Below are 14,149 nucleotides of genomic sequence, written 5' to 3'. Positions count from 1 at the left end.
GGGCCAACATGCAGATCAATATGCGGCAGATCGAGATATTTGATGCAGTCATGCGCCATGGTGGATTTACGGCGGCTGCTCAGCAATTGCACGTTTCGACCCCGAATGTCAGTAAAACGATATCGTTGTTGGAATACCGGCTCGGTATCAGTCTGTTTCATCGCACTCCCCGCGGCATTCGGCCGACGCAGGCAGCACTGTCGCTTCACGAACACGCCAAGCCGATCAGCCAATGGGTCAACTCCCTGAACGCGTTTGCAGAATCGCTTCGTGGCACGACCGCAGGCCGATTGCGCATCGTCTCGACGCGGGAATCCGGTATCGAACTGATTCCCATCGTTATCGCCGACATTTGCCGTCGATTTCCCGCGGCGCAACTGACGTTCGAGTGTCTGCCAAAGGAAATGCTCGCCACCTACGTTGAGCAAGGGCGGGCAGATCTCGCGGTGACCTTGTTTGGCCTCCCGGATGACGATTTCGGCGTATATCCGATGGGCGACGTGCCATTGGTTGCGGTGTTCAGAAACCTGCCGGCACTCAGCGAGAAGCTGTGGGTTGGCCCCAAGGATCTCGCAGGACATGCCTTGGTTTCCTATTTGCCGGGCTCGTACGGCGACATGGCGGTGCGGCGCTGGTTCGGGCTTGGCGGGCTCGAACCGGATCCGACAGTGCTCGTGCGAAACGGCGCGACAGCGTGCAGTGTGATCGAGCAACAATCGGCGGTGGCAATTGTTGATGGCCTGACCGCCAGGTCGGCTGGCATGCGTGGTCTGCATACGCTGCCAATTGCACCGCCGATGGCGGCGCCACTCGTGATTTCGCGACGGCGCGATGCCGTCAGCACCCCGCTGACGATGACCTTCGAGCTGAAGTTTCGCCAACTGGTGGATTGCTGGTTCGGCGATCCGCTGCTGGGTAACGACCTCGCCCCCCAGACTGAACGTTTGACTTCATGACCAACGACACCATGACACACGCGTCATGGTTCACGTGGGCTCGGCACTGCGCGCGTAAGCGCCGGGTTGTCTATTGAAACGCACAGTCATCATTCGCGAATCGCAAATCGTCGTTTTCTCCGGCGATGCGTTCTCTGCCGATATCGTCGTGGCTACACTCCAACATCGAACAAGCGTCGCCAGGCGTACAACAAATAATTAAAGGAGACACCATGACGGCACCCCGCCCCATGGAGATTCAGGACTTCATCGATTCGGTACCGCTCTCAGGCTTTCAGATCCGTACTATCTTCCTGTGTTTTCTCATCGTCGCCATCGACGGCATCGACTTGGGGCTGGCGGCCTATGTCGCGCCGTCGGTCCGGCATGAGTGGCATCTCACGGCCGCGCAACTGTCGCCGATCTTCGTTTCGGGCCTGATCGGCCTGACCCTGGGGGCGTTGCTCTTCGGACCCATGGCGGATCGCTTCGGCCGTCGGCCGGTCATTCTGTGCTCGGTGTTCGTGTTCGGCGTCGCGACCCTGCTGACGCTGTCGGCCCATGACGTGACGGACCTGACGGTGCTGCGCCTGCTCAGCGGCATCGGGCTGGGCGGGGCAGCGCCCAATGCCGTGACCCTGACCGCCGAGTTTTCTCCCAGGAAGCGTCGGCTCTCGCTGGTCACGATGATGTTCTGCGGCTTGTCGTTGGGTTCGGCTTTCGGCGGCTTGGTGGCGTCGTTCTTGATCGGCCATGCCGGTTGGCGGGCAATGCTGGTGTTCGGCGGCGTTACGCCGCTGGTGCTGTGGCCGTTGCTATACGTCCTGTTGCCGGAATCGATCCGCTTCGTGGGATTGCGTGGGAACGCGCGCAAGGCGCAACTACAGAAGATGGTCGCGCGCATGTCGTCTGGCTCGACGGTAGACGCTTCGCAATTGTTTGCCGCGGAAGTCGTCACACGCCGCTCTCCCGTGCGCGACCTGCTCACGGCCGCACATCTGAAAGCCACCGTGCTGCTGTGGATCACCTTCTTCGCGGGGCTGCTTGTCCTGTATCTGTTTTCCAGCTGGTTGCCGACGATCGTCGCCAATGCCGGCGGTTCGGTACGTGCGGCGTCGCTGCTGATGGCGACGTGGTCGATCGGCGGCACGTGCGGTGCCGTGGTGCTCGGTCGCGTGATGGACCGCGCCATGCCGCAGGTCGTGCTGGCATGCGCTTACACCGTCGCCGCCGCGGTGATCTTCTCGATCAGTCACCTGGTCGATTTGCCGGTCGTGCTCGCGTTGGCAATCTTTCTCGGGGGCTTCTGCATCAGCGGCTCGCAGGTCGGTGTCAATGGCCTGGCGACGTTGTGCTATCCGACCACCATGCGCGCGACAGGGGTGGCATGGGCGTCCGGCATTGGTCGCCTGGGATCGATCGCGGGCTCGCTGCTGGGCGGCTTGCTGCTAGGCGGCGGCTGGAGCATCGGCACGATCTTCACGGTGGTGTCGATCCCCGCGCTGGTCGCAGCCATCTGCGTCGCCGGCCTGCGGATGCCCGTCACGCACGCCGAGGCGAGCGCGCCTGCGCCGTCGAACGATTCGGGCATCGCTGCCCGTTGACAGTGGAAACACGCAGTACCCAAAACTACAACATTAAGGAGACTTCTATGCAAAAGCGATTCGTCGTTGCGTCCCTGCTCGCCTGTGCCAGTCTGCCGGTGCTTGCGCAAAGCGCGGTTACCCTTTACGGCACGCTCGACACCGGCATCACGTATACGAACAACCAGAGCGGTGCGGCGAGTTGGCAAGAGAACAGTGGGTCGCGGGGCGCCAGCAAGTGGGGCCTCAAGGGGCGCGAAGATCTTGGCGACGGCTACGCGGCGATCTTCAATCTCGAAGGGGCGATCAGTTCGATCAGCGGGACTTACCTCGGCAATCGCGAATTCGGACGCTATGCTGACGTCGGCATCACCGGCCCGTTTGGTACGGTGACGGTCGGCCGGCAGTACGACCTGGCCATCGACTATGCGCAGGGCCTGACCGGCGCATTGCGCTTTGCCGGTGCGCTAGCCACGCACGCGGGCGACGTCGACAACCTGTGGGGCACTTACGAACTCGACAATGACATCAAGTACGTGACCCCCAGCTTCGGAGGGTTCTCGGCGGCGACAATGGTCAGTCTCGGGGGCGTGGCCGGTGACGGATCGCGTAACAGCGCCTATGAATTCGGCGCCGGCTATGCCGGCAGCAACCTCAGGTTTGGGGCGACATATCTGAATCTGCGCAATCCGGCCGTGTCGTTGTACGGCGGTGCGGCGCCGGTGGCAGGCGCCGGCTATGCCAATCCGATCACGAACCCCATCTTCAACGGCTATATCTCGGCCAACCGTCTGCAGGTGACGTCAGTGGGGGGGCTGTATTCGTTCGGCGCTTCGACCGTTGGCGCCCAGTATTCGCTCACGCTCTTCGACGACATGGTGCATACCGCTTCCACGCCGAACAGGGGCAGTGCGCAGTTCTCGAACGTCGAGGTCAGCTACACCTACCAGTTCTCGCCATCAGTTGATGCCGGTGTCGGCTACGACTACACCAAGGCGCCGAAGGCGCATTACAGCCAGGTGAACTTTGGCGCTCAGTACAACCTCTCCAAACTCACCTACCTGTACGCGATTGTGGCCTGGCAGCACGCCTCGGGCGAAAGCTCGCTGGGCGGGGAAGCCGTCGCCAATATTGCGACCCTGAGTGCGTCAAGCACCCAGACGCAACTGGCCACGCGTATAGGCATCCGGCATTCGTTCTGACGTTGCCCGGCAACGCGGCGACAGGTTTTTCCTTTTAGCTCATGCAAGAGGTTGGTTTGATCACTGGACATACTAGATTGGTGGCAATCGTCGGATCGCCGGTGGCGCAAGTGAAGTCGCCCGCGAACTTCAATGCGCATTTCGCATGTGTCGGTGCCGACATCGCCATGATTCCCATGAACGTGCTACCCGCCGCGCTGGACGGTTTTGTTGCGTTGCTGCGCGGCTGGGAGAACCTTGCCGGTTGCGTCGTGACCGTGCCCTACAAGCAGCAGCTCGCCGGGCGTGTCGATTGTCTGAGTGATCGCGCGGCAGCACTGGGCGCGATCAATGTCGTTCGGCGTGAGCCGGACGGTCGGCTGGTCGGCGATATGACCGACGGACTGGGTTTCCTGCGTGCTGCGCAGCGCCATGGTTTCGCAGCGCGGGGGCGCACTGCGATGATCGCCGGCGCCGGAGGCGCTGGCAGCGCCATTGCTCACGCCCTGTGCGAGGCGGGTATCGCCCGCTTGATCGTGCTGGATCGTGACGACGCTCGCGCCGAATCGCTCGCGGCACGGCTGCTGGATGACTTCCCGTGGGTCGACGTCGGCACAGGGGGGCCGCCGAAGGCACTTGTCGACGTGCACGCCGATCTGCTCGTGAACGCCACGCCTGCGGGGATGGCTGACGATATGTCGCTGCCGCTGCCCGCGTGGGTCATCGAGGCAAATGCACCGGGCGCGTTGGTCGCCGATGTGGTGACTTCGCCAGAACTGACCCAGTGGCTAGCGCTGGCGGTGCAACGTGGCTGCAAGATACAGACGGGCGCGGAGATGGCGCACGCGCAAATGCCGCTGATGGGGGCGTTCATGAACGTGATGACTTCGGACGCCGCCGACATTAGCGCGGAACAAGGCAAATGATGGCGGCGATGACGAAAACTCAGTACGACGTGGTGGTCGTCGGCGGAGGGGCTGCCGGCGCGGCGGCAGCAGTGGGCGCGGCACGTACCGGTGCTCGCACTGCGCTGGTCGAGCGCTACGGTTTTCTCGGTGGTGCGGCGACCAACGCACAGGTGCTCGCGTACTGCGGCTTCTATGGGCAGGGGCAGGCGCCGGTGCAGCAGGTGGCTGGCGTCGGCGAGGACGTGTTGCGCGAAATGCGCAGCCTGGGCATCGACACGACCCCGGTGTTCACCAGGACCGGAAACTGGATCATCTCGCTGGACGCGGAAGCGACCAAGTTCGCTTTCGACCGCCTGCTGCTGTCTGCCGCGGTCGAGCTCAAGCTGCATAGCCGTCTGGTGGATGTTAAGCGTGCCGGTGACACTATTGCGTCGGTGGTCGTGGCCGATCACGAAGGAATGCATGAGATCGAGGCAGGTGCCTTCGTTGACGCCAGCGGTGAGGCAAGCCTGTCGGCTTTCTCCGGCGTCGACCTGCAGACCGGCGCAGCCGGCGACGCGCCACTGCAACCTGCGACCTTGCCGGTGCGCATCGGTGGCGTGGCAAAAGCCACCCGGATCGATCGTGCGCTGCTTCGCCAGAGCATCGAGCAGTACAATCGCGCGGCCCCATATCCGATTCCGCGTGCCGATGGCGGCATCATGCTTGACCTGCCGTTATCGGGCGACGTATTGTGGATGGCCGTCGATTTGCAGACTGGCGGCCTGTCGGGCGACGACGTGGGGCGTGCCGAAACTGCCGCGCGCGAGCTGGCCTGGTCGTATCTCGACGTGCTGCGCCAGCAGCCAGGCTTCGAGCGGGCGTATATCGTGACGACCGGACCGCAACTGGGCATTCGCGAGACGCGTCATCCGAAATCCGTGCGCGATGTCAGCGTGACGGATGCCGTTGAGGGGTTGCGCTCGCCAGACGGCATTGGACGAGGGTGCTGGCCGATGGAAGTGCATGCCAGTCCAGGGAAGATCAAGTATTCACCCATTGGCGGCGAAGGCTTTTTCGATATTCCGCATCAGGCGCTGCTGCCGAAGGGTGTGACCAATCTGCGACTGGCCGGCCGCGCGATCGGTAGCGATCGTCAAGCGTACGGCTCGATCCGGGTGATGGGCACGGCGTTCGCCACCGGGCATGCGGCGGGGGTATCGGCGGCGCTGAGCGTGGCCGGAAGCAAGCTGGTGTCGAGTGCTGCGCTGCGTCACGCGCTGCTCGAACAGAACGCCATCGTCTGACGTCTGGCCGCTAGGCGGCTAGCGGCCCTTCGGTCGCTCGATTCGGCGACCGGATAATGCCCGACCTGACGGCCGGGTCTGCGAGGATGACAATGGATGCGATCGACCAGGCTCGTGCGTTCCTGGTAGTGGCCGAGACGGGAGGCTTCTCGGCGGCGGCAAAGCACCTTCAGGTGGTGCCGTCGGTGATCACCAAGCGCGTGAGTCAACTCGAGGCGCAGATCGGCCGGCAACTGTTCGTGCGCACCACGCGGCGAGTCGAGTTGACAGCGACCGGCAAGGCCGTGCTATCCCACGCGCGCGACCTCGTCCAGGCTCACGATCGCATGATGGGAGACATCTCTAACGACGTTGCCGAGTTGTCCGGCCGGCTGCGTGTGAAGGCGCCTTCGGCACTGACCTACCTGCACTTTTCGAAGATCATCAACCGCTTCCTGGTCCAGCATCCCAAAGTGATTCTGGAGTTGCTGCTGATCGACCGGCCAGTCAATCCGGTCACCGAGGGGTTCGATCTCGTCATCACCGGGTTGCCGCCATCCTATGATCAAATCGAGGAAATCGCCCTTTTCCCGATTCAGCGAATGCTCTTCGCATCGCCCTCATACCTGGCGCAGAAGGGCACACCGTTACAGGCCGAGGACCTCGCGAATCATCGCTGCCTGCAATACTCATATCTGAGTCCCGGCGTCACGTGGACGCTCAAGGGCATTCGCGGGCAAGTGGACGTGCACGTCAACAGTACGTTTCAGACCAACGACATCAAGGTGATGTACCAGGCGGTGGTCGACGGCCTGGGCATCGGTATCCTGCCGAACTATGTCGCTCAGGAGGCGATCGACAGCGGGACGCTCGTTCAAGTACTGGAGAACTTCGCGTTACCCGAGTTCTGGTTTCGAGCCCAATTTGCTCGTTCACAGCGGCAGCGCCGGCTGCTGATGGTGCTGATCGATCATATTCAAGACGAACTTCGTAGCTTGGGGTTGGCCGGGCCGGCTGGCTGCGGCATTACCTCCGATGTGCCCACGGCCATTGCGCCGCGTGAATGAGTCAGCACGAGGCCGGCTAGCGCGCCAGATGCGCATACCGTTCAGCCAACGACCGTTGTCGCAATCTTGGTCTTGATGTCCTGCACGTCGAGAGCCTTCGCGCGATGTTCAGCGTCGCAGCGCAGTCCGAGGGAGTCATCGCACGGCTAAGGCAGGGCGGGGGAATCGATTAGCACGATTTCCTGGATTCTCTATCCAGATTCCGGGTATTTATGCGACAGCGTGGCGCGTCTACATTGGAAGCTCCATCGTTCAGGCAGGGAGATTTCCGTGGCAGACCATTCCATCAAGGGCAAGACCGTTCTGATCGCGGGCGGCGCCAAAAACCTGGGCGGGTTGATCGCTCGCGATTTGGCGCAGCAGGGTGCCAAGGCCATTGCCATCCATTACAACAGTGCCCCGAGTAAGGCGCACGCCGATGCCACCGTGGCCGCCATCGAAGCTTTGGGGGCCAAAGCGGTGGCCTTTCAAGCTGATCTGAGTACCGCAGGGGCCGTCGAAAAGCTCTTCGCCGATACGATCGACGCCATCGGGCGCCCGGATATCGCGATCAACACCGTGGGCAAAGTACTGAAAAAGCCTTTCGTCGAGATCAGCGAAGCTGAATATGACGAAATGAGCGCAGTCAATTCGAAGACCGCCTTTTTCTTTCTGCGCGAGGCCGGCAGGCACGTCAACGATAACGGCAAGGTGCTCACCCTGGTGACGTCGCTGCTGGGCGCGTTCACGCCGTTCTACGCGTCGTACGCCGGCACCAAGGCGCCGGTGGAGCACTTCACCCGCGCGGCAGCCAAGGAGTTCGGCGCACGTGGCATTTCAGTCACGGCGGTCGGGCCGGGGCCCATGGATACGCCGTTCTTCTACCCCGCAGAAGGGGCCGATGCGGTGGCGTATCACAAGACGGCGGCTGCGTTGTCGCCGTTCAGCAAAACAGGTCTTACCGACATCGAGGACGTCGTGCCGTTTATTCGTCATCTTGTCAGCGACGGCTGGTGGATTACTGGCCAGACCATCTTGATCAACGGCGGATACACGACCAAGTAAAACGTATTGGCGGCTCTTCGTCATGGGCGACAATGACGGCTTCTCTGGATCAAGCCGAAGGAGAGTGCCGGTCGCCCGACAGGCGCGGTGCAAAAGACGCCCATGGACAGATTCGACCAGTACCGAATCTTCGCGCAGGTCGCGGAGATGGGAAGCTTCATCAAGGCCGCACACGCGCTGGACGTGCCTCGCGCGTCCGTGTCAGCGGCCATTCAGCAGTTGGAGGCTCAGGTCGGCACGCGTTTGCTGCACCGAACCACGCGTCAGGTGCGACTGACCGGCGACGGGGCGCTGCTGCTCGATCGCGTACGTGCGCTGCTGGCGGACGTGGAAGAGATCGACCTGCTGTTCCATGCCAGTCAGCGTCAAGTGTCCGGCCAGCTTCAGATCGATGTACCCAGCCGCATCGCACGCCGGCTGATCGTACCGGCGCTGCCGGCGCTGCTACGCCGCCATCCACGGCTACGCCTGATATTGCGATCAAGCGACCGCACGGTCGATCTCGTACAGGAGGGCGTGGATTGCGCGGTACGTGTCGGCACGTTGCAGGACAGCAGTCTGGTCGTGCGCTCGCTGGGGGCGATCACATTGATCAACTGCGCGAGTCCCGACTATCTCAAGGAACAGGGGACACCTGAGCGACCGGACGATCTGCTGTCGGGGCATTGGATGGTGGGTTACGCTTCGCCCACGACGGGGCAAGCGTTGCCTTGGGCGTCATTGGGCGTCGATGGTGTCGAGCGCTTGCTCGATGTGCCCAGCCAGGTCGTGACGAACAACGCCGAGGGATATATCGCGTGTTGCCGCGCCGGCCTGGGACTCATCCAGATCCCCCGCTTCGACGTGCAGTACCTGCTCGATGCCGGCGAACTGGTCGAGGTGATGCCGGCGTACCGTGCAGCGCCGATGCCCATCTCGCTGCTGTACCCGCACCGCCGCCAGCGTTCGCGGCGATTGACCGTCTTTCTGGATTGGTTCGAAGACCTGATGCGCAAACATCTGGACACGTAAACCCGGTGTTTGACGATGCCTGAAACGGCCGGTATTGTCGCTGACCCTTCCGATCGATCGTCGCCATCTTGGCAGGCAAGCCCGGTTAGCCGGCGCGAAGCCGGGTTTTCAACGCCGCGGCCCCCGGATGCCAAGGCCAGGTGCCATTGGAATCAGGGCGACGTCGCAACGATCAAGGATCGTTTCCCGCCAACGCTATAATGCCGCAGCAAGTACGCTGAAGATTCTTGCTGCGCGCTTAGGCCGCAATGAGCTTTGTGCTTCCCCTACATGGCGTTTTTTGTTTGATTGGAGATGCGCCTTCATGAATTCCATCGCACCGCCGATCGACCTTCGCGCATTGCAGGTGTTTGTCACCGTCTGCGAAACCGCCTCGATGACTGAAGCCGCTCGTGTACTCGGCATATCGCAGAGTGCGATTAGTCAATGTATCAAGGTACTTGAGCGCGAGCACGGCGATGTTTTATTCGACCGGCAGATGCGGCCGTTGAGACCTAACGCCGCTGGCCGCGTTCTGCTCGACAGGGCGCGTCCATTGCTCGCTCATGCCCGGGACGTTGCCCTCAGTGTTCGCGCGGCCACCAAAACGAGCTTGTCGCTGTTGCGCATAGGCTGTGTCGACTCGTTCGCCGCAACGATCGGGCCGGCCCTGGTAGAACAACTGGTGGGTACGGCAGAGAATCTTCGAATGTGGTCCGGCCTGACGCCGATGGTCAGTGAGCAGTTGGTAAATCGCGAGCTGGATCTCGCCATTTGTACCGAGTCGACAGTCGACCCCGAACGTGTCACTCAGCAACTGCTTTTCTCCGAGAGATTCATCGCCGTCGTTCCGCTGTCACATGCGGGTGCGCCATTTGTCGAAGTTGCGCGCAGCATTCCTTTGATTCGTTACTCCCGGCGTCAAATGACTGCGCAGCAAGCGGAACGATTCATCCGCCATATCGGAATTGACGCCCCCCCCATGTATGAGTTCGACGCGACGGACCCATTGCTTAGTCTGGTTGCCTCCGGCCGCGGCTGCGCGTTGACAACGCCACTCTGTTTGCTTCAGGCGCGCCACCACCTGCCCAACGTTGCGCTGGCGCCATTACCCGAAAGTCCTCTGGCAAAGCGCCATTTTTTCCTGCTGAGGCGCAACGGGGAATGGGACGACATCGCAAAATTACTCGCCGACTGTGCCATCCGGACACTGCGCAATGAAGTCGAGCCGACGCTTCGCAAAGCGATGCCGGCTCTGCCGCTCGAACTATTCAATTAACCTTGGTGGGCGCGTCGCAAGGGGTTCCGGATTAACGGTTGTGGAACACGTACCACTTCCGTGTACGCTCCACGACTTCTAGCGTCCCTTTAAATCCGGGCTCGAGCACGAAGGTGTCTCCCGCGCTAAACTCCACGCGCTCGCCGCCCTCGGGCTGGATATAAAAACGTCCTTCAAGGACAAAGCAATATTCCCAATCGCTGTAGTCGAGCGCCCATGTGCCCACTGACGACTCCCAGGTACCGACTTGGTACTGTTTGTCCTGAGACTCGTATCGGTTGACAACGAATGCTTTGGGATCACCAAGGACGGGGGCGCCTCCCCAGTCTTCGCCGAACGCCGCGGTACCGTTCGCAAAGCGAAGGGCATGGAGAAATTGATTTTTCTTCATAGTGAATTCCTGGTCAAAAAGAATGCTGTCGAATTGCGGTACCCGTCGATGACGGCCCGCCGTTAGAATCCCGCGTCCACGATAGTGGGAGACCCGTCACTGAATCTCTCCAGACGAAAGTCTCTGGCGTCGACGATTGGGTCGTCGTTGCAGACGATGTCAGCCATCAATCGGCCGGCTGCCGGCGCGATCCCGAACCCGTGCCCCGAATAACCGGTCGACACGTACAAGCCGGGATGCGAGGCGACGCCGGATATGACCGGAATGGCATCGGGGGTAACGTCCATGTACCCGGCCCAGCGTTGCGCAACCTGGATGCCGCGAAGCTGCGGAAATGCCTCGAGAAATCCGCGCAGCGCGTATTCCGTACTTTGCAAGACCGGAGACGGATCCAGCTCGCGCACATCTTCGAAGGGCGATTTCTTGTCCAACGGCCAGTGGCTGGGGCGCATGAGTTCCGAGAAGAATCGCGAACCCACACTCAGGCGCAAGGCCGAGCCCTGACTTTTCAATGCTTCTATGTACTTGAAGAACAAGCGAAATGCGTCCGGGGTAAGGTCGGCATACGTCCGGAAACCGCTCGCGATCGTGTACCCGCCGTCGGCTCTTTTCCGGAACGCGAAGTGCTTGTTGCTCGCCCCTATTGCCGGACCGTCCTTGACGGCGGTGGTCCGTAGAACCGAGCCTTTGGCCAGAAGCTGAGGAAGCTCAACGCCCAGGCTGCGGCATAACAGCCGCGACCAGGCGCCGCCTGCAATCACGACGCCTTTACACTTGATTTCACCCCATTCCGTCACAACGCCGCTCACCGCTCCAGCGCTCGTCTCAACGCCCCGAACTGCGCAAGGCGCCACCACGCTGACCCCTCGCGCACGTAGGGCAGCGGCAACGGCGGGCGCCGCTTGCTGAGGTTCGGCACGGCCGTCAGTCGGCGTATACAAACCGCCCTTGAATCGCACTGCCGACTGTGGCAACAGCCGGGCGATCTGTTCGGTGCCGACCAACTCCGTGTGAAGTGCGTCGCCCACCAGATCTTTCGCGCGTCTGAGCCAGCTCACATAGGTGTCCAGCGTCTTTTCATCCGACGTCATATACAGCAACCCACATTGCTGATAGCCGGTGTTCCCACCTAACATCTGGTCGAACTGTCTCCACATTTTCGAGCTTTCGATGCTCAGGCGGAGTTCGCGGAGGTCGCGGCGCATGACGCGAACCCATCCCCAATTTCGACTCGACTGCTCTCCGGCAATACGTCCCTTCTCGCAGACAGCAACACTCAACCCCTTTTCGGACAGATGCAGCGCGGTACAGAGGCCGACAATTCCTCCACCGACGACGACGACGTCCACCTTTTCCGGCAAGACAGGGTCCAGCGCAACGTTTTGTACTTCAGGTCCCATCGGATTCCTCAACTCATTGATCTGTCGATCGAGCTTGTCCCATCGACAGAAGATGTCCATGGGAATAAGAAATGACAAAGATGCCACTCGAGGGACCAAACATGAATCCGGATAAGACGATCTAATACTGAAGATTTCAGTTTCTGAACGACTACGTCGGGTCATCGGGCAAATGCTCGCCGGGGCCAACCCCCCCAATCACCCCAACCACCCATTCCCTGAACGGAAGGATGCCGGGGGGAGCATGGCGACAGCCCCTAATAAGCCGTATTAGTTTTACTTCACTTATTTTTTTCCTCTCCTCGCATCCCTACAATCGCCGGAAATTCGAGTGCAAATTCATTGTGGCGCAACAATTGGGCTGCCTGCCGTTGCCGGGGTGCACCACCTCCGGCACGAGGCGTGCCAAGGCGGGCAGCCCCAATCTGAGGCGCACCCTACGTTCGACGCGAGTTTCACGAAGCCTCCCAGGAGAAATGCATGAACTTTTCACGACGTCAGTTCCTTCGCACCAGCGCCACCATGTCAGCCCTGTCCGCCGTTAGCGCCGTCGGCGGTCTGTCACTGACCGGCACGGCCCGCGCCGCAGACGCCATCACGGTTCAGTACGGTGGCTCGGCGTGGCTCGGTCACTATCCGGCCTATCTCGCCATGAAGACCGGTGCATTCGCGGCCGCCGGCATCAATCAGCAATGGCAATCGTTCGGCACGTCATCTGCCCGCATGAGCGCCGTGCTCTCAGGTGGCATCGACATCGCCTGCACCGGCATCGTGTCGGCACTCGCGCTGATGGCGCGCGGCTCCAAACACTTCTCCATCGTGGCGATCCCGGATAGCTTCTCACGTGTCGAAGGGCTACTTGTGCGCGACAGCGTGCGTTCGATACAGGATCTCAAGGGCAAGAAGGTGGGGGTGACGTTTGCCTCCAGCTCGCACCTGCTGGTGCTGGATCTGCTGGGTAGCGCCGGTCTGTCGAACGATGTGACCCTCCTGAATGTCCCTGCGCCCGAGCTGCCTGGCGCGATTCAGTCGGGCCAGATCGACGCCGCCGCAGTCTGGGCGCCGCAGTTCAATCGCATCCGCGCCATGTCTGGCATGAAGGTGTTCGCCGACGACACACAGTTTTCGCTCCATAAGAAGTACGGCGTAACGCCGGGCCCCGACGTGCTGATCGTGCGCAACGCGTGGGCCGAGAAGAACGTCGACACCGTGCGCAAGTATCTGAGCGCGTACTTCGAAGCCAGTCAGATGTTGCGAACGAAGCCCGAGGAGGCAGCGCGCTCGCTGATCGCCCTGACCGGTATGTCGGCGCTTGATCAGATTGAAGCCATCAAGGACGCCGAGTGGTACTCACTCGAGCAGCAAACTCAATTGCTCAAGTCGCCGGGTAACTATGTCGACGGCCTGCAACGTCTTGCCGAAATGCTCGTGACGTACAAGCAGATCGATAAAGCGCCCGCCGTGCGTCAGTGGGTCAATACGTCGTATCTGTAAGCTGTCGCGCGCCGGTACCCACCCGACGGGTACCGGTGTTCGCAAAAGGAGTCTGATAGTGAATCATCGTCAACCGTCCCGCGCCACGTTGCTCGGCGTGGGATTTGCGTCCGTGGTCGTGTTCCTGCTCGCGTGGGAGATGGCCTGCCGCTCGGGGATCGTCGATCCCCTGTTCTTGCCGCCGCCGTCGGCTGTCGGGGAACGCATCGTCTCGATGCTGGCCGACGGCTCGCTGCTCGCCAATGTGCTCGCCTCTACGCGCCGCGTGATGACCGGCTTCATCGCTGCAACGGTCGTGGCCATTCCCCTGGGCATCGTGCTCGGCACGTCGAGCTACGCCCGCGCGGCCTTCGATCCGATCCTGTCGTTCCTGCGCCCGCTGCCGTCGATGAGCTGGATTCCGCTCTCGCTGCTGTGGTTCGGTATCTCTGAGACGCAGAAGTACAGCATCGTGTTCATGGGCACGTTCGCTCCGGCGCTGGTCTATGTGATCGAAGCCACACGCAATGTCGACCCGTTGCTCATTCGCGCCGCGAAGAACCTCGGCGCGAGTAACGCGCAGGTGATGCGCGAGGTCATTCTGCCCGCAAGTCTGCCGCAGATTCTCTCGGG

General features: G+C 61.5%; 13 protein-coding genes. 11 read left to right on the top strand and 2 right to left on the bottom strand.

The window, feature by feature from the left end; all coding sequences use genetic code 11:
- The first annotated feature begins 8 nt into the window (after positions 1–8).
- The 9 genes from PCO31110_RS00065 to PCO31110_RS00025 all read left to right on the top strand — a co-directional run bounded on the left by PCO31110_RS00065 (position 9) and on the right by PCO31110_RS00025 (position 10,252).
- Positions 9–956 (top strand): LysR family transcriptional regulator, encoded by a 948-nt coding sequence (locus PCO31110_RS00065; protein ID WP_010805804.1) that lies wholly within the window; start codon positions 9–11, stop codon positions 954–956.
- A 212-nt stretch (positions 957–1,168) separates the two neighbouring features.
- Positions 1,169–2,539, top strand: a complete 1,371-nt coding sequence (locus PCO31110_RS00060; protein WP_010805805.1) for an MFS transporter — start codon at positions 1,169–1,171, stop codon at positions 2,537–2,539.
- Between the two features lie 47 nt (positions 2,540–2,586).
- Positions 2,587–3,720 carry a porin gene (locus PCO31110_RS00055; protein ID WP_150689338.1) on the top strand — a complete coding sequence of 378 codons (1,134 nt, stop codon included), beginning with the start codon at positions 2,587–2,589 and terminating at the stop codon, positions 3,718–3,720.
- An 80-nt stretch (positions 3,721–3,800) separates the two neighbouring features.
- Positions 3,801–4,625 (top strand): shikimate dehydrogenase family protein, encoded by an 825-nt coding sequence (locus tag PCO31110_RS00050; protein ID WP_246189681.1) that lies wholly within the window; start codon positions 3,801–3,803, stop codon positions 4,623–4,625.
- An 8-nt stretch (positions 4,626–4,633) separates the two neighbouring features.
- Entirely contained in the window at positions 4,634–5,893 is a 1,260-nt protein-coding gene (locus tag PCO31110_RS00045) for an FAD-dependent oxidoreductase (RefSeq protein ID WP_246189680.1), read from the top strand.
- A 92-nt stretch (positions 5,894–5,985) separates the two neighbouring features.
- Positions 5,986–6,939, top strand: coding sequence for a LysR family transcriptional regulator (locus PCO31110_RS00040; protein WP_010805809.1), 954 nt, complete (start codon positions 5,986–5,988; stop codon positions 6,937–6,939).
- Between the two features lie 270 nt (positions 6,940–7,209).
- The gene (locus tag PCO31110_RS00035; RefSeq protein WP_010805810.1) at positions 7,210–7,983 is read left to right on the top strand and encodes an SDR family oxidoreductase; all 774 of its coding nucleotides are present in this window, start codon (positions 7,210–7,212) and stop codon (positions 7,981–7,983) included.
- A gap of 102 nt (positions 7,984–8,085) precedes the next feature.
- Positions 8,086–8,994, top strand: a complete 909-nt coding sequence (locus PCO31110_RS00030; protein WP_150689337.1) for a LysR family transcriptional regulator — start codon at positions 8,086–8,088, stop codon at positions 8,992–8,994.
- A 304-nt stretch (positions 8,995–9,298) separates the two neighbouring features.
- Positions 9,299–10,252, top strand: coding sequence for a LysR family transcriptional regulator (locus PCO31110_RS00025; protein ID WP_010805812.1), 954 nt, complete (start codon positions 9,299–9,301; stop codon positions 10,250–10,252).
- A 31-nt stretch (positions 10,253–10,283) separates the two neighbouring features.
- On the opposite strand, the gene PCO31110_RS00020 is transcribed toward PCO31110_RS00025, so the two are convergent.
- Positions 10,284–10,643: a cupin domain-containing protein gene (locus PCO31110_RS00020; protein ID WP_010805813.1), complete on the bottom strand. Its 360-nt coding sequence runs from the start codon at positions 10,641–10,643 to the stop codon at positions 10,284–10,286.
- A gap of 62 nt (positions 10,644–10,705) precedes the next feature.
- Positions 10,706–12,043, bottom strand: coding sequence for an NAD(P)/FAD-dependent oxidoreductase (locus PCO31110_RS00015; RefSeq protein WP_150689875.1), 1,338 nt, complete (start codon positions 12,041–12,043; stop codon positions 10,706–10,708).
- A gap of 480 nt (positions 12,044–12,523) precedes the next feature.
- On the opposite strand from PCO31110_RS00015, the gene PCO31110_RS00010 reads away from it, so the two are divergent.
- On the top strand, positions 12,524–13,537 hold the full coding sequence (locus PCO31110_RS00010; RefSeq protein WP_150689336.1) for an ABC transporter substrate-binding protein: 1,014 nt from the start codon (positions 12,524–12,526) through the stop codon (positions 13,535–13,537).
- A gap of 58 nt (positions 13,538–13,595) precedes the next feature.
- On the top strand, positions 13,596–14,149 hold a 554-nt coding region (locus PCO31110_RS00005), incomplete at its 3' end, for an ABC transporter permease (protein WP_174979253.1).

The sequence above is a fragment of the Pandoraea communis genome (genome assembly GCF_902459745.1).
In the GTDB taxonomy this organism is placed as follows: Bacteria; Pseudomonadota; Gammaproteobacteria; order Burkholderiales; family Burkholderiaceae; genus Pandoraea; species Pandoraea communis.
This window is presented reverse-complemented; position numbering and strand designations above follow the sequence as displayed.